Annotated in this window: 21 protein-coding genes; 9 read left to right on the forward strand and 12 right to left on the reverse strand. The window is 46.8% G+C overall.

What is annotated here, in order from left to right:
- Nucleotides 1-9 precede the first annotated feature (9 nt).
- Nucleotides 10-2106, forward strand: coding sequence for a hypothetical protein (locus ACM64D_RS10920; RefSeq protein ID WP_415063251.1), 2097 nt, complete (start codon nucleotides 10-12; stop codon nucleotides 2104-2106).
- Nucleotides 2107-2108: 2 nt separating this feature from the next.
- Here the strand turns inward: ACM64D_RS10920 and ACM64D_RS10925 are convergent, their stop codons facing one another.
- The 5 genes from ACM64D_RS10925 to ACM64D_RS10945 all read right to left on the reverse strand — a co-directional run bounded on the left by ACM64D_RS10925 (nucleotide 2109) and on the right by ACM64D_RS10945 (nucleotide 8942).
- Nucleotides 2109-2255, reverse strand: coding sequence for a hypothetical protein (locus tag ACM64D_RS10925; protein ID WP_415063252.1), 147 nt, complete (start codon nucleotides 2253-2255; stop codon nucleotides 2109-2111).
- 166 nt (nucleotides 2256-2421) lie between these two features.
- A complete protein-coding gene (locus tag ACM64D_RS10930; RefSeq protein ID WP_415063253.1) occupies nucleotides 2422-4938 on the reverse strand; it encodes a hypothetical protein in 2517 nt (838 codons plus the stop codon).
- The gene (locus ACM64D_RS10935) at nucleotides 4935-5186 is read right to left on the reverse strand and encodes a hypothetical protein (RefSeq protein WP_415063254.1); all 252 of its coding nucleotides are present in this window, start codon (nucleotides 5184-5186) and stop codon (nucleotides 4935-4937) included. Before ACM64D_RS10935 ends, ACM64D_RS10930 begins: the two co-directional genes overlap by 4 nt.
- 235 nt (nucleotides 5187-5421) lie before the next feature.
- Nucleotides 5422-7455: an SUMF1/EgtB/PvdO family nonheme iron enzyme gene (locus tag ACM64D_RS10940; RefSeq protein WP_415063255.1), complete on the reverse strand. Its 2034-nt coding sequence runs from the start codon at nucleotides 7453-7455 to the stop codon at nucleotides 5422-5424.
- Nucleotides 7456-7700: 245 nt separating this feature from the next.
- Nucleotides 7701-8942 carry a type IV pilus modification PilV family protein gene (locus ACM64D_RS10945; RefSeq protein WP_415063256.1) on the reverse strand — a complete coding sequence of 414 codons (1242 nt, stop codon included), beginning with the start codon at nucleotides 8940-8942 and terminating at the stop codon, nucleotides 7701-7703.
- 378 nt (nucleotides 8943-9320) lie between these two features.
- On the opposite strand from ACM64D_RS10945, the gene ACM64D_RS10950 reads away from it, so the two are divergent.
- Nucleotides 9321-10133, forward strand: a complete 813-nt coding sequence (locus ACM64D_RS10950) for a TIGR02147 family protein (protein ID WP_415063257.1) — start codon at nucleotides 9321-9323, stop codon at nucleotides 10131-10133.
- Nucleotides 10133-10831: a hypothetical protein gene (locus ACM64D_RS10955; protein WP_415063258.1), complete on the forward strand. Its 699-nt coding sequence runs from the start codon at nucleotides 10133-10135 to the stop codon at nucleotides 10829-10831. Before ACM64D_RS10950 ends, ACM64D_RS10955 begins: the two co-directional genes overlap by 1 nt.
- A gap of 8 nt (nucleotides 10832-10839) precedes the next feature.
- Here ACM64D_RS10955 and ACM64D_RS10960 read toward each other — a convergent pair whose 3' ends face one another.
- Nucleotides 10840-13083 carry a tail fiber domain-containing protein gene (locus tag ACM64D_RS10960; RefSeq protein WP_415063259.1) on the reverse strand — a complete coding sequence of 748 codons (2244 nt, stop codon included), beginning with the start codon at nucleotides 13081-13083 and terminating at the stop codon, nucleotides 10840-10842.
- A 220-nt stretch (nucleotides 13084-13303) separates the two neighbouring features.
- Between ACM64D_RS10960 and ACM64D_RS10965 the strand changes: the two genes are divergently transcribed.
- Nucleotides 13304-13675 carry a KH domain-containing protein gene (locus ACM64D_RS10965; protein WP_415063260.1) on the forward strand — a complete coding sequence of 124 codons (372 nt, stop codon included), beginning with the start codon at nucleotides 13304-13306 and terminating at the stop codon, nucleotides 13673-13675.
- A 168-nt stretch (nucleotides 13676-13843) separates the two neighbouring features.
- The gene (locus ACM64D_RS10970) at nucleotides 13844-14428 is read left to right on the forward strand and encodes a hypothetical protein (RefSeq protein WP_415063261.1); all 585 of its coding nucleotides are present in this window, start codon (nucleotides 13844-13846) and stop codon (nucleotides 14426-14428) included.
- Between the two features lie 10 nt (nucleotides 14429-14438).
- Here ACM64D_RS10970 and ACM64D_RS10975 read toward each other — a convergent pair whose 3' ends face one another.
- Genes ACM64D_RS10975 through ACM64D_RS10985 form a run of 3 tightly spaced genes read right to left on the reverse strand, consistent with a single transcriptional unit; the run spans nucleotide 14439 to nucleotide 17191 of the window.
- A complete protein-coding gene (locus ACM64D_RS10975; protein WP_415063262.1) occupies nucleotides 14439-15320 on the reverse strand; it encodes an EamA family transporter in 882 nt (293 codons plus the stop codon).
- A 6-nt stretch (nucleotides 15321-15326) separates the two neighbouring features.
- Nucleotides 15327-16187: a pseudouridine synthase gene (locus ACM64D_RS10980; RefSeq protein WP_415063263.1), complete on the reverse strand. Its 861-nt coding sequence runs from the start codon at nucleotides 16185-16187 to the stop codon at nucleotides 15327-15329.
- Complete coding sequence (locus tag ACM64D_RS10985; protein ID WP_415063264.1) at nucleotides 16142-17191, reverse strand: hypothetical protein; 1050 nt, start codon at nucleotides 17189-17191, stop codon at nucleotides 16142-16144. Before ACM64D_RS10985 ends, ACM64D_RS10980 begins: the two co-directional genes overlap by 46 nt.
- A gap of 200 nt (nucleotides 17192-17391) precedes the next feature.
- On the opposite strand from ACM64D_RS10985, the gene ACM64D_RS10990 reads away from it, so the two are divergent.
- A complete protein-coding gene (locus tag ACM64D_RS10990) occupies nucleotides 17392-17895 on the forward strand; it encodes a hypothetical protein (protein WP_415063265.1) in 504 nt (167 codons plus the stop codon).
- A gap of 59 nt (nucleotides 17896-17954) precedes the next feature.
- Here ACM64D_RS10990 and ACM64D_RS10995 read toward each other — a convergent pair whose 3' ends face one another.
- Together ACM64D_RS10995 and ACM64D_RS11000 are read right to left on the reverse strand one after the other, a co-directional pair.
- Nucleotides 17955-18167: a DUF2892 domain-containing protein gene (locus ACM64D_RS10995; protein ID WP_415063266.1), complete on the reverse strand. Its 213-nt coding sequence runs from the start codon at nucleotides 18165-18167 to the stop codon at nucleotides 17955-17957.
- Nucleotides 18168-18265: 98 nt separating this feature from the next.
- On the reverse strand, nucleotides 18266-20071 hold the full coding sequence (locus ACM64D_RS11000; RefSeq protein WP_415063267.1) for a protein-disulfide reductase DsbD family protein: 1806 nt from the start codon (nucleotides 20069-20071) through the stop codon (nucleotides 18266-18268).
- 103 nt (nucleotides 20072-20174) lie between these two features.
- Between ACM64D_RS11000 and motA the strand changes: the two genes are divergently transcribed.
- Together motA and ACM64D_RS11010 are read left to right on the forward strand one after the other, a co-directional pair.
- Entirely contained in the window at nucleotides 20175-21041 is an 867-nt protein-coding gene (motA, locus tag ACM64D_RS11005; protein ID WP_415063268.1) for a flagellar motor stator protein MotA, read from the forward strand.
- Between the two features lie 26 nt (nucleotides 21042-21067).
- Nucleotides 21068-22042 carry a flagellar motor protein MotB gene (locus tag ACM64D_RS11010; protein ID WP_415063269.1) on the forward strand — a complete coding sequence of 325 codons (975 nt, stop codon included), beginning with the start codon at nucleotides 21068-21070 and terminating at the stop codon, nucleotides 22040-22042.
- Here ACM64D_RS11010 and ACM64D_RS11015 read toward each other — a convergent pair.
- Nucleotides 22014-22697: a TorF family putative porin gene (locus tag ACM64D_RS11015; RefSeq protein ID WP_415063270.1), complete on the reverse strand. Its 684-nt coding sequence runs from the start codon at nucleotides 22695-22697 to the stop codon at nucleotides 22014-22016. The two genes, ACM64D_RS11010 and ACM64D_RS11015, sit on opposite strands and share 29 nt — an antisense overlap.
- A gap of 107 nt (nucleotides 22698-22804) precedes the next feature.
- Between ACM64D_RS11015 and ACM64D_RS11020 the strand changes: the two genes are divergently transcribed.
- A complete protein-coding gene (locus tag ACM64D_RS11020; protein WP_415063271.1) occupies nucleotides 22805-23632 on the forward strand; it encodes an exonuclease domain-containing protein in 828 nt (275 codons plus the stop codon).
- Nucleotides 23633-23693 lie beyond the last annotated feature (61 nt).

Raw genomic sequence — 23693 nt, forward strand, 5'->3', positions numbered from 1 at the left:
GGGGAGTCTATGGGCGTTCGTCGTATTCTATACGTTACGGGCTGTGTCTTTTTTCTTAATGTGATTTTATTCTTCACCCAGAATTGCGGTCGAGTCGACTTGCATGATTCCAGTATGACATTGCCCCCCTCGTTGGTTTTTCAGGTTCCCGCATATCAAAGCAAAACCTTTTCTGTCATTGAAAACGTTCGGAATGTTACTTTTGAGAAAATGTCTTTTCTGCCCAACTCAGAGCTTTTGCGCACTGAAACCGACATGGGAAATAGCGTGGAAATCGCAGAAGGTTCAATAAAATTTGAACCGCAACCGGGATTTCAAGGGGCGGATCACGTCATAGCCTATATCTCGATCAAGGAGGATTCTGAACCTTCTGTGATAGATATAACCTTTCTGGTTGAAGAGTCGCGTTTGCAGACGACTCCTGTCATTGAAGTCGAAGTTGCGGCCAGGGGAAGTAAAGTTGTTCAAATAAATGACTACATCGACAATCTTACGGTGGAAAGCCTGTTGTTACCGCAGGTGAAGGGCGCTGTTCAGACAAAAACTGTAAATGGAAATAAAATCACCATCCAGGACGGTCCCGCCATTTTTTTTAAAGCAGAGGGGGACTTCCAAGGGGTAGATCATGCGAAGGTCATAGCCTACACCTCAAAAGAGGCCTTGCCACAGGAAGTTGAGCTGATCTTTGTTGTGAAAGAATTTAAGGTGAATTTGCCGCCGAACCTGACCGTTTATGTTGATAGACCTAAGGACACTACTAAAACATTTGAAGTGAAAGGACTTGAGGGATCTCTTCCTATCAGTGGCTTGTCGTTTTCGGCATCAAGCTCGCTATTGACCAAGAAGACACAAAAGCAAAATGATGTGTCTATTAGTGGAAAAAATGTCTCATTCACGGTGGTGAATAACTTTATCGGAACGGATACGATTGAGGTGTATGCCTTTGGCGAGGCCGGCATTGCCAACAAAGTACAAATCACCTTTATCGTCAGAAATCCATCGGCCATCTTGCCGGATACCAGTGCTCTTGTTTACGATTCCTCAAAGCTGGAGGATAGAACTTCGATGATGTCGAAGGTCACCAAGAATGCCTTTCAAGTCCCGGCGTTAGCAGACCTGAGTGCTTCGGGATGGAAGAATCTCTATTTTAAACCCGAAGAAGCCAATAGTTGGACCGTTGTGGGGGATAAAATAAAAAGCAACGTAAACTCGGCGGAGCTTATCGGCTATCATTCTCCGGTGGCATTTTCCTCTTATGTCCATGAGGCGATTTTGGCTTCAGAATCTAATGATGATGATTCTATATATTTAATTGCCTCAGCGGTTATAGAGAATGATTTAAAGAACAAGAAGCTCTTCTATTTGCACCTTTTATTGGTATCGCGGACGGTGGGAGGAAACAATCCCCGACTGGGATTCGGTTTTGCTTATCATAGATATACCTTTGAAGGAAACCCAGCCAGTGGAGGAGTTTATAATGGGTCGAAAAAAGTCATTCTCTTAGCTCAAGCGGACGTGGGGGGGTACACTCCGGCATCCAACACAAAAGGGCATGGATGGAATACTTACGGTCTTAGCCGGGTGCGAGTTCAGCGCGAGGGCAAAGTTTTTGAGGCGAAGGCCAGCAAGTGGTCTAATCGCCCTGGCGGTAGTGTTCTTACTCCCTTAGAAGATGAAAGTTTGATTCGTTTGGACCTGAATATCGGAAAGATTTATGTAAACAATGTCGAAGTGGCGCTGAACTCTGGTTTTCCCGTCGATATTTTCAAGTTAGATGGAGCTGTCGGTTATGCAGCCCTTAGCCAGGCCGATGCGACTTTCTCGGGTATCAACTTCAGCCCCAACCTGGGACTGAATGCTGATTTTCTGTATGATATTTATACCAACAATGTTTATGAAAGGATCAACCCGGAAAGTTCCGATATTAGCGTCAAGTTTGATTCCGCAGGAGTTTTGATCCATTCAAATTATAAACTACGAACTGATGTCGATGTTTATACCCATCTGGGAGTGACTGGAACCAAGAAAATCAAGAATCCAGATACAGGAAGAACCTTTCAACTTAATGAGAGCACCCGAAGCTTCAGTTGTGTCTCTGGATGTTAAGATTAAAGAACAGGACGAGTTGTTGAAGTGAGAAGCCTTTGGAGTTTAGCCATTTTCTCTTGAACCTCTTCGAACTTCAGTTCACACAAATAGACGGCTTCTGAGGAGGCTCGATTTTTTCGTTTATCAATACGTCTGAGTTCGTTCAACTCAGTCCCTCGTCTCCCAAAGAAGAACCCGGTATAAGAAATCCTTTACGTGTCGATTTTGAGGGGAATCGCTTATGGTTTTATTTAAGTGCGTGTTTTTTTCTGAACTTAATGTTGATGGCGAAAGAACTAGGTCTTTGCCATCAACATTAAATGGGGACTATTTCTAATTCTTTACGCAGGTGAGCTGCCAGACGATCATGTCTGAGCCTAAGACGGTGATCGGGAGTCTTTTGCCCGAATATCCTGTGGGGCAGGTGGGCAGTGTTGCATTCGTTGTACTACATGTTGTTGTAAGAGTTATTCCATTACAGGGTGCGGAGTCAGATACCACATATGCACTTAAATTCCAGGAGCCTTCATAGTAGACCCTGTCGTAATACCTGTTGTTATACCCGCAACTAACCATTCGTGTTCCACAGAGCGTTCCTGGTGGCACGGCAGACGGAGGCTCTTGCCAGCTAGCCACACCCGAAGAATTCGAGGTAAGGACCTTCCCTGCTCCGGGAGTGCCCCCTATTATCGTGACTTGACCGTTCACAACCAGATTACCGGTGATTGTCCCTCCGGCTGCAGGCAGTTTGCTATTCAACTGAGTTTGCACAGAGGAAGTGACTCCATCCAAATATCCAAGCTCGGTCGATGTCACTGATGAGTGAGTAGGAATTCCGCTGGCGTTGGAAATCAAAGCGCGTGATGCCGCAATAGCGGGGGCCTCTACGATGGCGCCGCCACTGGAGGCCATGATGCGATTGTTAACCAAGGCAGTGGAAGAGTTCGTTCCTCCACGTGCGATCGGAAGAGTTCCCGTCGTGATCTTGCTCGCATCCTGATTGGGAATATCCGCAGCGCTGAGTGCGGAATTGACCCAGGCCGTCCCGTTGTATTTTAAAAATTGTCCTGAAGTCGATGAAGTCAGAGTGACAGCTTGGCCTTTAATCTTATTGACGGTGACGGCATTGTAAGTACCGCTGACATCACCTCCCAACGCGGTCGTTGTTCCCAATTTACCAGTGAAAGTATCATATTGGCTTTTACTGATTAGCCCCGCCGTAACTCCCGTAGCACTGGCCATAGGAATATTCAAAGTATGAACTCCCGAACTTGAACTCCATGCGGGAGTGGTGCCGGCTGTTCCAATTCCAAAACTTTGAGATGAGACGGTGCTTCCATTGAGACTGCTAATTCCGCCTCCAGATGCGCCGACTTGGTCCGGAACGCAGATAAATTCTGTTCCGTCGAAAGTGAGTACATTTCCCGGATCACAAGCTACTGGAGGGGCCGATGCAAGAGTGGTCCATGACAAGTTTCCGGCACCATCGTTTTTCAAGGTTTGATTTGCGGCTCCAGGAACTTCTGGAAAAGTGAGAGTGTAGGTATTGCTGATGTTAGAAGACTGAAGAGTGACTTCCCCGCTGCTATTTCCCGTGAGTGTAAGACCCTGGACAGAGCTAACTCCGCCGCTACCGCCCGATGAGGGAGCGCAGACGAGTTTGTCACCGTCAAAAGTCACGGTTTCAGTGGGGAGACAGGCTGAAGCAGGCGCTAGAGCCGCCGTCGCCCAGGTTAAACTACCAAATCCATCATTAACCAAAGTTTGGTTGGGAGCGCCTTGACCGGGAGGTAAGGTCAGAGCATAGGTGTCACTTATTGCTGAAGCTCGCAGAGTCAGGTTGCCGCCAATGGAGTCACTAAGGCCAACTCCATAAAAAGAACTGACACCGCTGCCGTCTCTTTGTACCAGCGAATCGCTGCCAGCAAAAGGCGATGCGTTGGTTGTGGAGTAGCTGCCCTCTGAATTTCTGCGAATATAGCCATTGGTGCCCAAGGCGCTAAGTCCTAAAAGTTCATCATTGAGACTTCCCCCTGATGTTATGGGGCCCCAAGTTCCGTCACCTTTGAGCATGACGGAACTATTCAAAGGGTCGGGGAGATTCACTGTGGCTAATGTGCCGATGCCTAGATTGTCTCTGGCCTCAACAGCGGAATTGGCGCCGGTTCCTCCGTTAGTAATAGCAACAACACCACTGACATTGTTGGCATTGCCGGTCACATTTGAAGCGATCGAGCCACCGGCAAAAGAGTTTAAGAGCGCGTCGAGTTGTGTGTAGCGATTCAGAAGAGATTCCAGATTGCTTTGAGTTGTGTTTTCGGCGTCATTCACCTGTAGAAACTGACTGTCCGTTTTTCCGTTGAGAGTTTCAGAGTTGATGGCAAATGGTACGGCCAGTAAAGGGAAGTCGGCGACGATATTCTCTGTGCCGATCCAAGTGGAGATACGTAGAACTCGCGTGTCTCCAGGGTTGGGTGTATATGAAGTCAGAGCTTTGTCAGAAGTTCCATCCGTTTTAAAGCAGGTAAGTCCTGAAAGAGAGACCGGACTGCTGTTAAATATTTCTTGCACACTGAGGCCAGGGTCAACCCCACCAGGAGCTCCTTTTGTAATGGGCAGTGCGAGATACCCATTTTCGATCTTAATTTTTTCAAAAATTTCCTCGCGTAGAACACATCCGTTGGGACTGAAGATTTTGGCATTGATTGTTAAATCCGTCGCATTGACGGGAGCTCCCGCAGGGTTTTTGATATTTGCCTGAAACGAGAAGCCTTTATTCTGCGCGAGGGATAGATCGATGCTCAGAAAAGAAGCGACAAAATATAATGAGATGATTGATGTGAGCTTCATTGGAATACTCCTTCAATTGCATAGCCATTTGATTTTTGCTGACTTCCGGATTCAAAGAAGACCCCTTGAATTTGATAACCAGGGGTGCCGTAACTTGTAGTTACTTTCTTTCCGTAGGACATTGCTTGCGGTGGATGAAAATCGATGGAAGATCTTTCGCTGAAAATACTTGCGTCGAGTTGACAACCGCAGAGAGCAAAGGCCCACAAAATAACGAGATATTTCAGTGATTGCGATTTGACATTCATAGAAAAGACCTCGTTTAAATAGTTTTTACCACTCAATAAGAACGACGCCGTCTTCCTGTGCCTGAACAAGGCGCATGTCGGACTGAGACGGAATGGTAATTGAATACTTCTGCATAACTTTTTGTCGGTTCGAAAAGCGAATGTCGAGAGAGTGAAAGTGGACAAATCGTTCCAAACCTCAAAATGGAACGCTTTTGAACACCATACGAACGATAGCCGAACACCTGGGGTGGCATCATGGAACAAACACACAACGGAATCCGATGGTGATGAGCGAGCTCGACGGCGCAGAACCGAGACTGACTGCAAACACGCCCGCCTGGGCGCCGCGGTTCCAGTTCCCACCACGAAGGACGCCCCCGGCTGACGATCCATAGGCCTGACCTAAACCTTGTGTGGAGCTCCATGTATCTGTTGCTGACGAGAATAACGCTATATTTGTTGCCGAAAGCGTATTCAGCTCCTGCGAGGCTGCGCTGATCTCCGGATCCACACCAAGATCCTCGTAATTGTCGCGAGTCCACTCCCACACGTTACCACTGAAGTCCCAAAGGACTTTGCCGTTTGTAAGAGTGTGCGTTCTGCGATACAGATGTGATCCCGTCGAAGCGCAGGTACCAGCACCTGTGTTATAAAGACAGTTTGCATCCGTAGACGGGGCGACGTTAGGGTTTGTCCAAGTATCGCCATAAAGTGTATTTGCCGCCCACCCGCGAGCAAGAGTGCCTGTTCCGACGATGCCACTAGACCAGTTGGAAGGGACAGTTTCGATGTTTCTTGCAATCGTCTGCCATTGGGCGTTTGAGATAAGATCATACGTACCACCAAGATTTGTACACTGTGTTCTTGATGTATCCCGGTTAATACTGACCCATGGATTTCCCGTGGCTTGAGAAGTTGCTACACCGCCGACGTTTTTCATTTCATATCTCGCCACACAAAAGTCTTGAGTGGTATAGCCCGCCAAAGCCGGAACCAAGATATAGTTTGTGGGACAAGGATCCGTGGTCCATGCTGCTATAGCAGATTCTCCACTCAGGTTCCCCGCATTATCAGAAGCTCTGACTTTAAAATAGTAACTGGTATTTCGAGATAGAGATAACCCGGTCAACGTTCCGCCATTGGCAAGAACTGTCCAGCCTTTGATCAACGCATCGTCAGCGGATCTCTGCACCTTCACTTCATAATAGGTCACGCCAGATCCACCAACATCAGTGGAGGCTGTCCAAGAAAGAGGCGGACTGTCAGTGAAATTATTAGGAACAGATCCGGTGGCCAATCCCGTGGGATTTGTCGGTGGTGTCGTATCGGCAAGCCAGCCGTCACTTGCTGTGACCAAGGATTCTTGGTTAAGGTTGTCGAGGGTCTTTACTTCAACTTTATAGTAAGTATTCGTTGCTAGAGTAAGTCCTGTGACTTCACTTTCATTTGAAAAATCATGCCAGTCTTTTATAACAAAATTATCAGCGACCCTGAGGACGCGCAGTTGATGTTTTTGCACACCACTATGTGCATCTGTACCATCGGTAAAAGTAATTGAGGGACTTTGGGTAAGAGAATTAATTGTTATCGTATCGTTTAAATCGGTCGGTGCTGTCGGTTTCGTATTATCCAAAAGAGCTGACACATGCGTGATTGACGTATTACCAGCCTGATCCTGTGCTTGAACATGCAGATAATAGGTTCCAGACTCTGAGGTTTGCGAAGATGTCGTTGAAGATCCATACTCACCACTTGGGGCTGTTCCCGCATTTGTATCTACCACAGAACGATAGGTGCAGATTTCACTACAGCCCCAATTCCAAGTCTTAGACGTTTTCCAGGTGGGATCATCACTTAGTCCTGTGATCGTGGGCGGTGTGATGTCTTTCTCCACAACCCAAGTTTCAGGTTCTCCCACATCGGGTCTTAAAATAAAGCTATACTTGCCCTCCGGCAATGCAGATAGATCCAAGCTACTGCTAAACTGTCCATTTACGCAGGAAAGTGTCGTGGTCACTTGAGCTTCAAGAACGACTTCTTTAGCTTCTTGAGGGCAGTGGCCAGCAATAGGAAAATGGCTCTGATTGGAATTATTGATATAGGTGGGTGTCGTCTCAGAATCTATACTGGTTGCGTATTTGGAGTTAACACTTAGAAGCGAGGCCGAGAAATCACAGGCTGACAGAATTAAGGCTAGGCCTGCGACCATGCCAAGTTGAAGCCATTTCGATATTTCAACGAGATTCAATTGAGATTTAGATTGAATGTGAGTTAGCCATTTTTTCATAATTTACTTGTCGGCGAGAGGCATGTACATTGCGAGACTGGATGAGGGGAAAGTGTTCCAATCAAAGAAGGGGACATGTTCAGCGAGAAGCTCGATCGCGAGCTAGAGCTTCTTTTCAACGGACTCGATCGCAGAAGCTCCCTGGATGAGGCGGGCATCACAAAGTGCCAAGACCCACAGAACAAGGAGATATTTTTGAGATGATGATTTGGTATTCATAAAAAAAAATCTCTACAAAGATATTTTTACCACTCGATAAGAACGACGCCATCCTGAGCAAAGAGCTCCTTTGCTTTCACAATCCGAGTGGGATTCAAACCTATCAGGATATTCCCGTCACCATAGGCAGAAGGGGTGGTATAATTGCCTCCACGTCCTACCACGATTTTTATTTGTGAGCCTGGTGTGACCTCACAGACGCCGACAGCGGCGCCTCCTCCACCTCCCGAGAGCCACATGGAACCCCTTACTGATCCCCCTGCGCCATAGGACCCTCCTACATAAGGAAAATTATGACCTCCGCTAGCGCCGCCGGGAATTATGACACAAGAATTATTTGCGCTTTCATTCTGATCATCGCAATTACCACCGTAGCTTCCTGAACCACCCGAGCTGTGTATCATCCCACCGCTACCTTTGCCCCCTTTGACACCGTTAGGACCCACGTGATTTATGTAGCCACCTTTATCGCCACCATGACCGCGAACATCACACCCCTCTATATAGGAGTCTTCTCCCTCTTGGAAAAGCGCTTGGTGCGATCCTATACTATAGTTAACCCCGCCGCCGCCGCCAACGACGGTAACCCTGATTTGAGTGACGCCTTCGGGAACTTTCCAAGAACCGGAAGAAGTGAATCTCTTCATTTGCCCCTGAAGTCCGTCCATGCTGGCAGGCTCTCGGGTGGAATTCCCGCACCCGACAATTTGTTTCAGATGGGATTTTGGAACATCTTCCGTGGTTAATAACAACGTCGTTTTTGCGGATTTGATTGGACGAATAAGACGGGAGTTTTGAAATTGAACCTCCAGGGTGGCTTTGTATAAATCATTCCCAGCGGGTTCTAAGTCGTCAATATGAATGCTTTGAACCACCAGGCTTGGAATATCCGGCGAGGGAGCTGCCCCCACTTTGAAAAGAGCGGCTGTGCTTGACGAACTCGCGACCAGTTTATTACCGGGAAGTTTAATAACGGGAGGTTTTTCTGTATCGATCAATTTTGGATCAAAAGTTTGCGGGTTGGTAGAGGAGTAGTCTTTATCGACGAGCATGCGATGACAAAGAGAACTGCTGGTCATCGTTTGAATTAACAGTTTCTCCGCATCCAGAGCCGCAATTTTTTCTGAGAGGGATCGCGTCTCTCGTTGTTGATTGGCGTTTATGGTAATCATTCCCGCCATAACGATGGATAAGATGCTCAATGCCACGAGTGTCTCAACGAGACTCATTCCGGATTTGGACTGAATTTGATTTAGACATTTTTTCATAATTTACTTTTCGGAGAGAGATATGTACATCGCGAGAGTGGATAAGAGGAAAGCGTTCCACACCAAAAAGGGAACACTTTCAACGAAAGGCTCGATCGCGAGTAAGACCTCTTGGGAGCCCATCATGTTGAGGGGGCATCCTTATAGAGCACCCACTTTCTGGGGAGTGGGCCTAAAAATTCGGACGGCGGTACAAGGTCATGCCGAGAGACCGAAAAGGAGAACAAGCTTCTTAAACCCTAGGTGCAGGGGATATTTCATTGCAATTCGTAGATACATTGCCTCCTATATAATTGCGCGATTCTCGCTGTAAAATCTGTCTAAAGATCCAGGAAAAGGGCGAAAAACGTTCCAAAAATCGATGGGGACAATCTAACTATGCGACAGATCAAATATAAAAAAATAGAATTAGATGTGGTGCAAAATGAATCTTCAATTTCAGTATTTTTATTGGACGTTTTAGAACAACGTCGTGAACGGAATCCTCGCTATTCTATGAGGGCCTTTGCACGAGATTTGGGATTGTCTCCTGGGCGTTTGTCAGATTTTCTTTCAGGGCGTAGGGTGCCGGGAAAACAGCTGACATTAAGAATTATTTCTTCATTGGATTTGAAGCACGAAGAAGCGCAAAAATTGATGCACTTGATTGAAAGGCATAAGATGCTGCACGCTGAGAGTGGCGGTGCCTATCAATTGAATGAAGACCAGTTTTCGATGATCGCTGACCGGGAGCACTTTGCAATTTTGAATTTGATGAAAACGGACAACTATGTTCCGAAAATATCCTGGATCGCAAAGCGCTTGGGTTTTTCGGAAGTGATGGTTGCCGGGGCCTTGCATCGTCTTGAGCGTTTGGGGCTTGTCGCTAAAGAGCAGGGACTTTATCAGCCCGTCCATAAAGCGGTGACCACAACGCATGATATTCCCTCTGCGGGAATTCGTGAACATCATCGACAAATCTTAACTCACACAATGAACTCTCTTTTCCATGACGATACCAAATTGCGAGACATTACTTCCATGGGGATCCCGGTTAATCCGGAAAAGCTGGAGGAAGCAAAAAAAATTATCCGAGATTTCAGAAGAAAAATCGCAAACCTTCTTGAAGATGGAAAGAAGACGGAAGTATATTATTTGAATGTTCAGCTTGTGCCAGCGACGCGTGAGGCGAAGGATAAGGACGGGAAGTAGTGCAGAAACGGTTTTTAAGTACGTTTGTTGTTCTTTTGACGCTTATTGGGTCAGTGAGTCGTGGCAGTGATTGGACTGAAGTCGGTAATGGAGGCGATGTCATCGTCTGTCGCCGAGGTCCTCAGACGTATACCATGTATGATGCCTATGAATCGGAACATAGATATAGCCTAAGTCCAAAATATCCTCCCTATCAGGATATTGATCGAACTGAGCATCCTCATAACAGCAAAGAGTACTTTTATGTCGCCGCTCAGATCGCGCAATCTATGGTTGAGCGATTGAGACATTTGGATCCTGTACGCTATAGAAAGTATTCCGACTGGATTTCGCAGTATGAGTCCGAGGCGCAGTTCCTGGATAACGCAACACTCACTGACATTCCCGATACTGGAATTGGGACGTTGCCAGCGGGGTGTTATTTGGAGCAATTGATAATCCAACGACCTCCACTTTTTCCTGGTCAGCCTCGGTACATGATTGCCCATGATTTTTGGCGTTACATGTCTTTCGAGGATCAGGTGGTGGCGATTCTTCATGAAGTGATTTATCGAGATGCCAGGGACTCAGATCCCAAGGTGCGATCCTCGGAAAGAGTTCGCTATTTTAATGCGTTGATTATTTCAGACAAAATTAGCCGGATGTCTTTGGAAGAGTACCGCAAGAGTGTCGACGTTGTCTTCCGCCCCACTCCTTGATGAAGTATCTACTCAGAAGATGGAAGTCGTAGATTCGTAAGGCAGAAATCCGCTGTGGGGTCCTTTTCACAAATCCATTTTTTCAGGGCATTGTTTTCTGCCTTGATGATTTTCAGTTCCTCATCTTGGCTAGACCACTTCAAGTAAAGCTCCCTGACGGCATTGATCAGCGGAGCCACCAGAGAGGAATAGTTCACAGATTTATAGCCGTCAGGACCTGTCAGAACGGCTTCAGGGAATTGTTTTTCGACCTCCTGGGCAATGACTCCCATTTGGTGTCTGTCGTTGAACTGACGCTCTGGGAATTCCTCGCGCCGCCAATCATAAGTGACCCCTTGCAAAGACAAGATTTTATCCAAGGAGTTTGTGACGGATGTGATATTTTTTTTGAAACGAATATCTGAAGTTAAAGTCGTGCTTCCAGCGATCACATTACCTGAAGCATGAATATCCCCCACGACATCAAGCTTGTAAGAAGGGGATGTAGTCCCTATGCCCACTCTGCCCGCAGAAGTGATTCGCATTCTTTCCGTAGGAGGTGAAATTGATGTTCGGGTGTGTAAGATTAAAGAGCCGGCATGGTCGTTGTCGGTAGCATTCTCTTTCACCGAGCTGATTCCAGCCCAGTAGGTCATAGTGCCGTCAGATCTGTAAGTCCCTCCGAATGTGATTCCTCCGCCAATACCTGCAGCCAAGGGGGATCGGTCTCGCACAGTCAAGTTACTGCGAGCATCTCCGTATGTTACGGGAAGGCCTCTTATACCTACTTGGTTATCTGTGCCACCAGCGACTACAAATACTGGATCTCCATTATTATTAACGCTAACAAGAGTTCCACTGCTGCCCGCACCATTGATATTCAAAACAGGCGACGCAGAAATGTCGCTGGACTGGATGTCAAGAGTCCCGCCCGGAGTGGTGGCCCCAATCCCCACTTTTCCGCCAGCATAGTTGATCCCGCCCGTTGCGGTTTCCCAGTATTTTGCTGAAGCTGGAAGTCTGTCGTTGTGAATCACCCCGCTTGTGATTCTTGAAGCATCCAACGTGATATTGGCGCAGGAAAATCCATCCACAACTGAAATATAGGTCAGTGTTTGATTGGCCGAACAAGATAGCAAGGCGCTGTAAGGAACTTTGCCGCTAAGATTCGTAGTCAGTCCTGTGATATCACTGGCGCTTAATTGTTTGTTAATCCACTGGCTGCCGTCATAAGACAGCACATCTTTGTCCGCCAAAGAGGACAGAGTGACATTTTTCCCTTGTAACTTCGCGATAGAAGGATTTGGCAAAGTTCCGCTTAAATCCCCACCAGCCGTGGAAAGACCCAGATTGGTTCTTGCTGTTGCGGCATTAGTCAACTCACTTAAGTTGTTGGCGGGACTCAATGGTGTAAATCCTAAAGAGTTCTGCTTGCCGGAAAAGGCGACATAATCAGAGTTGCTGAGAAGTCCCGCGCTGACTCCGCCCGTGGATGCCAAAGGAATTTTCAATGTATGAATATTACTCGCGCTGGACCATTCCAGAAGGGATCCCGTGGCGCTGACGGCCAGTCCTTGGGTGGACCCCTCTTCGCCATTGAAATTCATGATGCCGCCGCCGGAGGCTCCCAGTTGGTCTAATACACAACTAAAAGCGCCGTTAACAAAAGTTAGCACCTCATTAGAAGAACAGTTGGTGTTGGGAAGATCACTTTTCTTGGCGACATTCGCGGCAGGGATGTTCCCGATCTTTTCGGCATTCGTTGCCTGAGACGCATAAGGCACGGCACGTATTTCAATGTCAGGTGAGATCGTTTGCCATCCGCTTCCGTCCCAAAAACTTACCCGCAACTTTCGGCCTTCACCCACGCTTGCGCCATAAGTGGAACCGGTATCCGCATTGGCAGTATCCCCACAGTTATAAGTTTTGGTGTTGTCAAAATAGTCTGTGACTTGAGAACTGCCGCTGGAAGGATACTGACGAACGCCGCTGCCGATCGCGACGTCGAAAACACCACCACTATTTGTCATGTTGTAACTATTTTTTTCTTCACGATAAATAACACAATTTCCGTTGGGAGATGTGATTTCGAATATAAAAGAAACATTGTTGAACTCTAAAGGTCTACCGTCGGACTTCAGGATTCGTCCCTGATAGTTGAGGCTATTGGTGGAAGGAAGGGTCGAGTTCGCCCAGGCCCCAGGAGCTAACATAGCTGTGAGGTAAAACATTGTTCTGCACGTGCCTAATAGGGGAGCGAAGATGTTTTTCATAGAATTTTTATCGGTAACAGAAGTTTGTTTCATAAATTATCTGGCATTTAACTGTTCCCAATTTAAGTTGGAACATTATTTGGTCATGGCATTTTTAATTCTCCTAAAGCCCGGTTCCCGTCTTGTAATGGAACATTTTTTCGAGAAGAACTCTGCTTTAGGGTGTAATGGGTGTCCTGAAAAATTAGGATGAAGGGAGTGATATAGTTGTGGAGGAATAATGAGTAAAGCGGATGTTCAAGTTGTTCTTGTAAGATCTCAGGGACGGAATGAAGACGGGGTGTATTCTCAGGATGACAAAAATGATGGCGTGCGTGAGCAGATTGCTGAAGTGATCAGAGAAATTCTAAGTATTGCCTGCGGAAGTGATGTCAATCTGTTGGTTGATTGGATGAAGGGGGATCGCACCACCGTTTATAAGATCACAATTGAACAGAAAGCGTTAGGACGACTTTTAGGAGCTAAGGGAAGTCATATCAATGGGCTGCGATCCATTATAAATGCCATGTCGGGTAATCATGGGTTTCGTGCGATCATCGAATCGCCCCACACATTTGAATATGGAGCGCTGACACCAAAGAGTCGCGATTAAAAAGCCATGTGTTCCCGTTTGTCGCTGGGAACAGCCGGAATATGTCATCCTCAAAAACAATAGACAAACCCTCTCTCTTTTTAAGCGAGTGAAGCTGAGTTCAGCGATTTTTTTGTGGGCAGAGATCTTGCTTAATTCAGTTCTAACTTTTGAATTGAGGTGAAAGCGATGAGCCGTCTAAAAAAAATATCGGTAATCTTTGTGCTTATTTCTGTTCCCATTTTGGGATGGGGACAAGTGCAAACATTGAGTATTAGTGTTTTCTCTCCAGAAGTTCGGGCAATCATCGATGAAGAAGCTCGACGCATGGAAAGTGAAGAACGGCAGCGGGAAGAAAAAACGGGAAAGAAGTATTTAGTTATCGCACCCAAGACGTCAGAGTTCTCGTCACCTCTATCGGTCTTTGGATTTACCGAGCAGCAGGTTTTAGAAATGGACGGGGATCCAAACGGTAGAGCCTGTTCGGGAAGGCATATTCAGGGTGATATGTCCAATCGTTGGTGTCATGCCCAAGTTGTTAAATTTGCAGATAACTATTTTAAGTACCTTGGCTTTAGCCAGCCATTAGCATCTATGATGGCGGCCTTCATTTTTGTACCCAAAGAGTACTTAATTGATCTAAAACCTTCGAAGTCTGATCTGGTTATTTCAGAGTACGAGCTATATCGCACAGAGGATCAGAAACGCGTTCGCATCACGGCAACAGTTTTTGGCGACAAGGCAATATTTTTTACTTTTGAAAAGAAATTCTAAGTTCTGGCTCTTAAGTTTGTTTATTTGCCGCTGTCTTAGTATTCATGACCAGTGCTCCGGCGATAACCAGAGCTCCGAAAATTTGTCGAAGGCTCAGGCTTTCGTGAAAGATCAAAGCCCCCATAAGAGCAGCGGTCAGGGGCTCAATCATCATCAGCAGAGCCACCTCTGTGCTTTTTAATTTTTGCAAAGCTGCAAGCTCAAAGGTCAAAGGCATGATTGTACAAATGACTGCGATGCCAAAAATGCAGGAGGCCTGGAAGCTTGTCAGGCTTTGCACGGCCTCAAAATGCGGACGATGGAATAAAGATAAGGCGATGGCTCCAAAAGTGATAACGTACAAAGAAGAAGAAATGGGGCGCACGTTCTTTTGCAGCCGCCCAGAGAGCAGAACATAGATTGCGTAACTGATGGCGGAACCCAGACCCGCGGCGACGGCCCAAATGTTTTTAACCTCAATATGCCCCCAGAGCAGCAGGACCAGCCCCGCAGAGGCGGCGATCAAACAGAGAGCTTCTTTTTTTGAAATCTTATCGTGAGTAAAAAAGTGCGAAAAAACATTCACCCAAAAAGGATAAGTATAAAGCAGAAGAGCCGCGAGAGTGACACTCAGCCCTTCGATCGCTTTGAAATAGAGAGTTGAAAAAAAAGCGTAACCGAAAATTCCCAGCAAAGCGGCGATAATGGTTTGCCGGGCCGACAGTCGAACCCATTGAGGTTTAAAAAGCAGAAGAAAGATCCAAAGAAGTAATGCGGCTAGGGTGAATCGGTAAGAAAGAAATTCCCCGACGGAAAGGCCCGAGCTGAAGGCCCATTTTCCAAAGATTCCTAAAAAGCCAAAACCCGCGCTGGCGATGGAAATTTCGATGGTTCCTCGAAGGCGCGGGTTCATGGGGGATTACTCTTTGGTCTTCTTGACGCGAAGACGGGAGGCGGGTTTCGCCGTTTTCTTCACGGACTTGGTGCGTCCCTTGTAGGTGCGTTTGGTTTTGATTTCTTCAGGATTGTCCGGCAAGAAGACGCGCTCAATAGCCGCTTCGTTTAAGAAAATAAGTTCTCCGGTTTTTAAGGCCCCTAAGCGCAAACGGCCGATGGCCACACGTTGCAGTTTCAAAACATCAAAACCGACCTTCGCAAACATCTGGCGAATCTGACGATTTTTACCTTCGGTGATGATGATTTTGTACCACTCGTATTTATCGGATTTATTATCACCAGCTTTTTTAATTCTTTCGATGTGGCGCGCGGACACTTTGCCGCCGACGATAGATACGCCCCTTTTAAGCTTTTCAATGTGATGAGGTTGTGGTTGTCCATCCAACTTCACCAAATAGGTTTTCGTCACCTCTGCTTTAGGGTGCATGACCTTGTTGGCGAAATCACCATCGTTGGTCAAAAGAAGCATCCCTTCAGAATCCCAGTCCAGACGACCCACAGGGAAAACGCGGGAAGGAACGCCGCTGAGGTACTCTGCAATCGTCGGACGCTCATGGGGATCATCCATAGTCGTGAGAACGCCTTTGGGTTTGTTCATCACAAGGTAAAGCTTTTGAGTGAGGGGCTTGCGAAGAGGTTTGCCATCAACCATGATACGATCACTTTGCGGGTCTACTTTGACACCCAATTCGTAAACACGTTTGCCGTTAACGGTAACTTGGCCTTCTTCGATCATGCGATCAGCATGACGGCGCGAAGCCAACCCACTATCCGCGATTAATTTGTTAAGTCGAACCCTTTGAGTGGAGTTATTTTCAGACATTCTTCATCAGCCTCAGGTAATTGTTGAGTGGTCAATATATCACCAGTGAGAGAAGAAGAGGAGAGATTCTTACGGCTGTACTCACCAATGGCGTGGCGAAGGTCTCGCACCAGCAAAGTCATGAGCTTGTCTCCCAAAAAGACATTGTCGACGGCAGTTTCCGCCTTGCTAAGAACCACCGAGGACCATTTCAAAGCCTCAGAGTCTCCTTGCTGGATAAGAGCACAGGTTCTTTCAAGTTGGCTGACTAGATCCTGGTAATAGGGATCGGAGCGGCGATCGACAAAGAACTGCTCTAAACGCTTGATCGGGAAGAGAAGGCGAGTCTGTTCTTGAAGTGGCTCGTTTTTCATCTCTTGCAGTTTTTGGAAGACATAACCTCTCAAAAGGGTGCCCGTCACTTTGTCTCCCAGGACACGGAACTGGGCCGTGATATAGGGGGCCACTTCAATTTTATGAGTGTGTTGAGAGCTAAGTTCCAACTCTGGAGAATAGTAAAGAACTAGATCGTTGCGAAGAGGCTCCAAAAGACCTTCGCGAATTGTGAACTTGCGATCAAAGCTGCGCACCTCTAAGGATTTATCGGCCCGCAGAACGATGGCAATGGCTCGCTTGTTTTGATCGGGAAGAACACGAAACTTGTCATTTTCGCCGCAAAGAGTCTTAACATAAGAACTCACTGCGTCAATCAGATCAGAAAAATGCTCAATTTCGATCAGCTGCATTTTTTGTGGAAAGCGAATGGGACTGAGATCGAACTTCTGCTGGTAGAAGCTATTGAAATTCTCCAACAAAAACTGAACTTCGTGACCCAATTGCTGTTTGTTGGACGCCCAATGAGGGTAATCCATACAGTAATTAAAGAACATTTCGATCAATTCGGGGGTCAAAACGTCCTCGGGATGAGGGAATCCCCTCAGAAAATTGAAAAAAGACAGGCGTGTCGGCGTATTTTGCGGATTTAAATCAGAAACAAATTTTAAAAGCTGTCCAACCTTAAGCACCGTTTTTTTCTCCCTCGGGCATAAAGTATGAACATTTGAAATTTTAGTCCAGAGAAAATATGATTGAATTAACGAGGCAAGGTTCGAAGGTACGGCCTTACTTTGGGTAGCAGCAGCGCATCCAGGCTGTGAAGCGCTGCTGCTACCCAAAGTAAGGCTCTTTCGCCTCAGCCTTTTGGGCACCATGGGAGGGGCTTGATATGCATAAAGAATTGAATCCGGAATTGTTTGGGGAAAAGAAGGTTGTAAAGAACCCTGTTATGGACGCCCCCGTAAATCTGGGCCCAGCGGGAAATAGCTATTTAAATACGGATCGTCAGATCTTTGAGCTCAAGGCGCAAAACCAGGCTTTGGCGGATCAGCTGAACAAGGTGGTGGGGACAGTTAACGAGTTGATAAAAACCTCGAATGTGAAGTTTGAAAAGCAAAGCCATCTTTTAAGTCGGTTAGAGCAAAGTCACAACGGTCTTGCCACCGAGGCGGGGCAGAAGATCACCCAGCTTGCACAAAAAGTGAACGAACGTAAAAGCCTTGATCTGAAGGTGCAAGAGATGGTCGATCGTCACAACAACGTGATTAAAAGTTTTGAAGTTCGTATGAATCATCTGCAAAAACTTTTGGCGGAAAAAGAAGCTCAGATGATTTCGGCACAGGCGGCTTTGAATGAAGCAAAGATGGAAATCGCACGCCTGAAACGCCTTTAAACGCTCATGTTGCTGGCAAAAGAGCAAAGTCTTTGCCAGCAACACGTATGGGGACCGGTTTACATTTTCATAATCTGTTTGTGTTTGCGGGTGCTGAAACCAAAAAGCTGGTACAGTGGACACCACGAGACAAGCCCTGTCATCACGGGGATGAGTCCCAAAAAGAACCATGGATTTGCAGGTCCCCAAAAAGCCAAGCTTGTGATCAGCAAACCACCCACTATACGAATAATTCTTTCGGTAGTGCCGATGTTATTTGAAAAGATTTGCATAAAAGCCTCCTGAATTACAAAAACAGTATATCACTTTCAGGAGCGAAAAAATTATGTCCTTCATCATAGTGAAGGACATAACTCAAGTTTACTCAGTTTTATTGGACGCCCTTTTCCATTCTCTTTAAGAAGGCCTCTGGCTTTTCGAATTGTGTGAGCGTCAAGGCATCAATCCAAACACCGTGCAGATTAATAAAGACCACCGTCGGCAGACCTTGGATGTTGTACTTCTTTTTAAGGGCACGAAGTTGTTCAGAGTCCTTTGTCGCATCAAACTTGAGCAGGACATAGTTCCCCGCCATGGCGCGAATGCGGGCGTCGGAAAACGTATGCTCTTCAAGCTCATGACAAGCAGCGCACCAATCGGCCCAGAAGTCGATGATCACCGGTTTTTGATCTTTGGTGGCTTGAGCTAAAAGCTCTTCCGAGTAAGGTTGCCAGTTGAGCTTTTGAATTTTATTGAGGCTGTCCGAGGCGGAAATGCGCCCACGAATATAAGGGCGAAGATCAAACGCCGCAAGTGCGACATGGCCAATCCCCACGATCAGCAAAGCCTGCATCAACCCTTTACGGATATGATTGAGAGTCGATCCCTTCGAGGAAAGGAAGGCTCCGTAGACGCTGGCGATGGTGATTAAACCAATGCCGAGGGCCAAGTCATACCAACGATCGGGTAATAAAAGATCCAAGTAATAGTAGAAAGCACTCAACATCAAACTTCCCAGGATGAATTTAAATCCATTCATCCAAGATCCTGAGCGGGGGAGGCTTTTCACTAGTTGATTGGAAAGTCCCAGAGCAATAAAGATAAGTCCCAAGCCCAGGGCATACGTGAACAGATACAAAAAGCCCATCATCTTATTTTGCGTTGAGGCGACATAAGTGAGAATGGCGACCAGCACAGGGCCCACGCAAGGACTGGCGACGATTCCGGCAAACAGCCCTGTTAAGTAGGCTCCTCCAAGGCTCTGCTTTTGTTTTCCTCGGCCCAGGCGATTGCGAAGAAACGCAGGGACCTGAATTTCAAACAAACCATACATGCTGAGAGCCATGGTTAAGAAAATCAAACAGATGACAGACAATACATAGGGATTCCCCAAAGTCGCCCCGAAGACGCCTCCCGTGGAGGCGGCCAGAAGTCCCAAGATAGAGTAGGTGGTGGCAATTCCCAACACATAGACGCAACTGGTGACAAAGTTCTGCAGACGGGTTCTTTCATTGGAGTGATTTCCCAAAACCGCCAACGTGATGGGAATCATAGGAAAGATGCAAGGAGTGAAGCTTGTGAAGATGCCCGCCAGAAAAACGAAAAGAAGACCAGCGATCATGCTTGTGCCTAAATACTTCTGAAAGTTTCCGGTGTCGAAGAATGCGGTCGGAGCAACTGAAGGGGTGATGGCGCCCTCTTCCATGATTTGTGGCTCACCTTCAACCATGGTGACGGTAATGGGGACTTCAATCAGCTTGGTTGTGGGGAAAAGACAGAATTGATCTGAACAAGCTTGATAGGTTAGTTCTAACTTCATTTTATTGAAGCGTTTTAAAAAACGGACGGGGGCCTCGATGTGCGCGGTGAGAGTGGCTTCTTTCTCTACTCCAGTGCGCTCTTTTTTGGAAAACTTGTCATACCATTTTTTGATCGGTTCAATTTTGAACGGGGCGACTTGGAATCCATCGGGTTCAAGAATGACTACGTTAAATTTGTCTTCGTAGGCGTGATACCCTTCAGGCAACTTCATTTTGATTTCGATGTTGCCGCCCTGACCGGGATTCCATTCATAGGGGAACACTTTGGTTTCGGCCAAAAGGGGATCCGTGTCATCCATTGTGGATTGAGCCCAAGACCTTGGGCTGGTGCAAACAAAGAAGGCGAGTATTAAAACGTACTTCAAGCTGAGTCTCATGCTTTTCCTCTTAGTCCTCCTCAGGACCATGGGCAAGTTTATTCGGCGATGACTCAATGTTAACACAACTTGATCCGATAGAGAAACTGAGAGGTCATACCATATGGGATTTGTAGGTATCATAGTAGTATTCGTGATGGTGTTCGGCGGCTTCCTTTTAGCCGGTGGTCACATGTCCGTAATTCTCAAAGCAGCTCCACTGGAGTTGATGATTATCGGGGGCGCGGCACTCGGAGCTTATATTATTGCCAATCCCATGAAGATCATCAAAGCGGGTTTTAAACTCAGCATCAAAGCGATGACGGCCAAAGGCCCTCAGAAGCAAGACTATGTCGAGCTTTTGCAGATGATGTTTCAGCTTTTCCAAGCGTTCCGAAAAGAAGGACCGCAGGGAATCGAGAAACACATCGAGGAGCCAGACAAGAGTGACATCTTTAAGGCGTATCCCAGCTTTATGCATAATCATCATGCGGTTCACTTCCTTTGTGACACGATGAAGATCACGCTTTCGGCAGAGATGTCACCTTATGATGTCGACGATCTGTTGGATGCCGACATTAAAGCGATTCACTCGGAAGAACACATGGCAGCGCATGCCGTGCAAACTGTTGCGGATGGTTTCCCAGGTCTGGGGATCGTTGCCGCGGTTTTGGGTATCGTAAAAACGATGGGACACTTGACCGAAGGGGTTGAAAAGATCGGTGCGTTGGTTGCCGGCGCCCTTGTAGGAACGATGTTAGGGGTATTTGGCGCCTACGGTTTGATTGGTCCGACAGCCACGAAAATGGGTGCGGATATCGAGGCGGAAGGTCGTTATTTAGCTTGTATTAAAGCAGCGATGATCGCGCTGCAAAGAGGAGCTCCTCCGATTGTGTGTGTAGAGTACGCTCGTCGTACGATCATGCCTGAAGAGCGTCCTTCATTTGAAGAAATCGATAAGGCTACTAAGGAAATCAAGAAGGCGGCCTAAGCGGTCGCCAGAATTGGTAAAGAGAAATGGCAGAGAAGAAACAGACAATCGTCATCAAGAAAATCATCGTTTCTGGCGGTGGACACCACGGGGGTTCCTGGAAGGTGGCGTTGGCGGACTTTATGACTGCCTTGATGGCTTTCTTCCTTGTGATGTGGCTGGTGGGTCAGTCTGAAGAGACGAAAAAAGCCGTGTCTGACTATTTCTCGACGCCCTCGGTGATCGAATACAACTTCCAAAACTTCGGTGCGGAACTGACGTTGGAAAAATTGTTTTTGGATATTTTGAACGAACCGTTAAAGGCTTTCCAAAGTTTTATGGAGCCGACGGATAAGTCTCCAAATCTGTTGGAGATGGGCTCTGCCAAAGTGGTTGCGGCTTATTTGGCGGATCAAATGCGTGATGTGGCTAAGAATGTCGTCGTGACTCCTGAAGGATATGATTTCGATATTCCAGACTATGTTCTTTTTGAAAGAGGATCGGCTCAACCCAATGCCAGCTTTGTAAAAGTCATGGATAAGATCAAAGGTGTCACATCTGGTCTTAAAGATGCGGATATCAAGATTACGTCGGGTCTTTTTGTTCAAGCAGTTCCTGATGCCAGCGTGATGTCGGCCAATAAAGTGGCGTCCGAGCGATTCGATATTATCCGTAATAAGATTTTGGCTTCTTTGGACAGCAATACGGTGACGGTTGCTGGAGGTATTAACGTCAAAGAAAAGCGCGGTGAAATTGATCCTGCAAAATTGGTGGGTTTCATCCGTGTGAAAATCACACAAAAAGAACTGACTTCCGATGGACGTAAGCCACGCAAGCTCGAAACATTGTTCGGCCCTTCACGTGTGGATATGTCGGTGTATGATAACTTTGTAAATCAAATCAGCAACGGTAAAAAGGCGTCGGCTCCAGCAAAGGATCTGAAGCAGCAAGTGGATCAGGATTTACAAGAAGAAGTCCAGAAGGACACCGAAGTTACAGTTCCGTCTTCGCAGACAGAATAAAGAAGTAATCACCTGCACCGTTAAATTGAGAGCTTTCGCTGGTCCCGGTGAGAGCTCCTTCAAAAAAGATCACTCCCCATTTTGTTCCAAGTCCCGTTCGTGCGTCGAAGTAAGGATTGATGTTACTGACATCGGGGGTGTTATAGCCCAATTCATTATCCCATTTCCAAGAACCGAAAACGTTAAAGACTTTTCCAAATGCAAAACGTGTGGATCGTTGTTCGGTTCCTTCCCAATTGCTAAAGCCGTCATATAAAATGCGGTAGTCCCAAAAGTGAAGATGAAGATTGAGGATGTTGCCGTTGCGATCGCCCCCGTTGTAGTACTGGCTTTGACTGTAGGCAATCACCAGTTTGGCGTTCGGGGAAAAGTCCACTTTCACGTCCGCGTTCAGGCGCATATTGAAGTGATCGTCGCTATTTTCAAAATTAGTATTTGATCCCCAGACTCCCAGTCGGAATTGAGGGCCGAAGTTAAACCAAAAAGACCCCTGTAAGGCGGGAGACTTGTCCGATTGAGACAACCCATTTTCGACATAGTGGGAAAGAAGACTCACGTCCCCGGAAAGTTGAAAGGTGGGGGATGTGTTGCCCTCGGCGGCAAAAGCCACTTTGGCGCTCATAAAAATAATGATAAAAGCAATGTATCTTCGCATAGATAGTTCGACTCATTGTGAACTATTCGCTTTAGAAAAACAAAGAATTCGCAGTTGGCCGGTGCTCTGAACTAGACCAACAGCGAAGATCAGGATAAGAGCATACTATGAATTTAGATCTTCCTCTTCATGAATATACCTTTGTGGCATTTGATACCGAAACCAGTGGGGCCTACCCGGTGGGATATGATGTGGTCGAGTTCGGGGCCGTGAAATGGTATCAGGGGCAAGAGGTCGATCGTCTGCAGTTTTTATTGAAACCCCGCGAAGCGATGAGCGACTTTATTATCGGCATTCATGGCATCACCAACGAAATGGTCAAGGATGCGCCGTTGATGTCTGAGCGAATTCAGCAAATCCATGACTTTTTTAAAGGAGCGGTCGTGATGGCGCATCATGCTCCGTTTGATATGGGCTTTTTGGCGGCGGACTTTGAAAAAGCCCAGTTGCCGCTGCCGACTGAGCCTGCGTTATGCACAAGTCTTCTTTCTCGAAAATGGATTCATGGTGTCGATAACCACAAATTGCAGACCCTGGTGAAACATCTGAAGATTGATGGGGGCCAAGCTCATCGTGCTTATGATGATGCCAATGCCTGTTTGCAAGTAGGTTTAGCCTGTTTTCAAAAAATGGGCGAACAAGCGACTCTGGCTCAGGCGATTAAGAGCCAAGGCAAGAATCTTTGGTGGAAAGATTATTCCCTGCAGGCGCTTCGCGATGAAAAGGTCAGAACTTTGATTGAGGCGATTAAGTCAAAAAAAGATGTTGATATGATCTATCAGGGCGGATCTGCCAAAGGGGAAACCCGTCGCCTGACTCCGATCGGAATCGTGCGCAATCCTGATGGAGACTATTTGCAGGCGTTTTGTCATAAAGATCAAAATGCGAAAAGATATTATCTAAATCGTGTCGGCGATGTGGCGTTGGTTTTCTAGATTCCAACGGAAGCTCACATAGTCTCACTCTGAGACAGGTGCTCTGGCATAGATCCTGATT

The sequence above is a fragment of the Bdellovibrio sp. genome, assembly GCF_047637665.1.
Classification (GTDB): domain Bacteria; phylum Bdellovibrionota; class Bdellovibrionia; order Bdellovibrionales; family Bdellovibrionaceae; genus Bdellovibrio.

Coding starts and splice junctions, on each gene's coding strand:
- ACM64D_RS10920 (WP_415063251.1), top strand. CDS start 10: ATGGGCGTTCGTCGTATTCTATACGTTACGGGCTGTGTCTTTTTTCTT.
- ACM64D_RS10930 (WP_415063253.1), bottom strand. CDS start 4,938: ATGAAGCTCACATCAATCATCTCATTATATTTTGTCGCTTCTTTTCTG.
- ACM64D_RS10935 (WP_415063254.1), bottom strand. CDS start 5,186: ATGAATGTCAAATCGCAATCACTGAAATATCTCGTTATTTTGTGGGCC.
- ACM64D_RS10940 (WP_415063255.1), bottom strand. CDS start 7,455: ATGAAAAAATGGCTAACTCACATTCAATCTAAATCTCAATTGAATCTC.
- ACM64D_RS10945 (WP_415063256.1), bottom strand. CDS start 8,942: ATGAAAAAATGTCTAAATCAAATTCAGTCCAAATCCGGAATGAGTCTC.
- ACM64D_RS10950 (WP_415063257.1), top strand. CDS start 9,321: ATGCGACAGATCAAATATAAAAAAATAGAATTAGATGTGGTGCAAAAT.
- ACM64D_RS10960 (WP_415063259.1), bottom strand. CDS start 13,083: ATGAAAAACATCTTCGCTCCCCTATTAGGCACGTGCAGAACAATGTTT.
- ACM64D_RS10965 (WP_415063260.1), top strand. CDS start 13,304: ATGAGTAAAGCGGATGTTCAAGTTGTTCTTGTAAGATCTCAGGGACGG.
- ACM64D_RS10970 (WP_415063261.1), top strand. CDS start 13,844: ATGAGCCGTCTAAAAAAAATATCGGTAATCTTTGTGCTTATTTCTGTT.
- ACM64D_RS10975 (WP_415063262.1), bottom strand. CDS start 15,320: ATGAACCCGCGCCTTCGAGGAACCATCGAAATTTCCATCGCCAGCGCG.
- ACM64D_RS10980 (WP_415063263.1), bottom strand. CDS start 16,187: ATGTCTGAAAATAACTCCACTCAAAGGGTTCGACTTAACAAATTAATC.
- ACM64D_RS10990 (WP_415063265.1), top strand. CDS start 17,392: ATGCATAAAGAATTGAATCCGGAATTGTTTGGGGAAAAGAAGGTTGTA.
- ACM64D_RS10995 (WP_415063266.1), bottom strand. CDS start 18,167: ATGCAAATCTTTTCAAATAACATCGGCACTACCGAAAGAATTATTCGT.
- ACM64D_RS11000 (WP_415063267.1), bottom strand. CDS start 20,071: ATGAGACTCAGCTTGAAGTACGTTTTAATACTCGCCTTCTTTGTTTGC.
- motA (WP_415063268.1), top strand. CDS start 20,175: ATGGGATTTGTAGGTATCATAGTAGTATTCGTGATGGTGTTCGGCGGC.
- ACM64D_RS11010 (WP_415063269.1), top strand. CDS start 21,068: ATGGCAGAGAAGAAACAGACAATCGTCATCAAGAAAATCATCGTTTCT.
- ACM64D_RS11015 (WP_415063270.1), bottom strand. CDS start 22,697: ATGCGAAGATACATTGCTTTTATCATTATTTTTATGAGCGCCAAAGTG.
- ACM64D_RS11020 (WP_415063271.1), top strand. CDS start 22,805: ATGAATTTAGATCTTCCTCTTCATGAATATACCTTTGTGGCATTTGAT.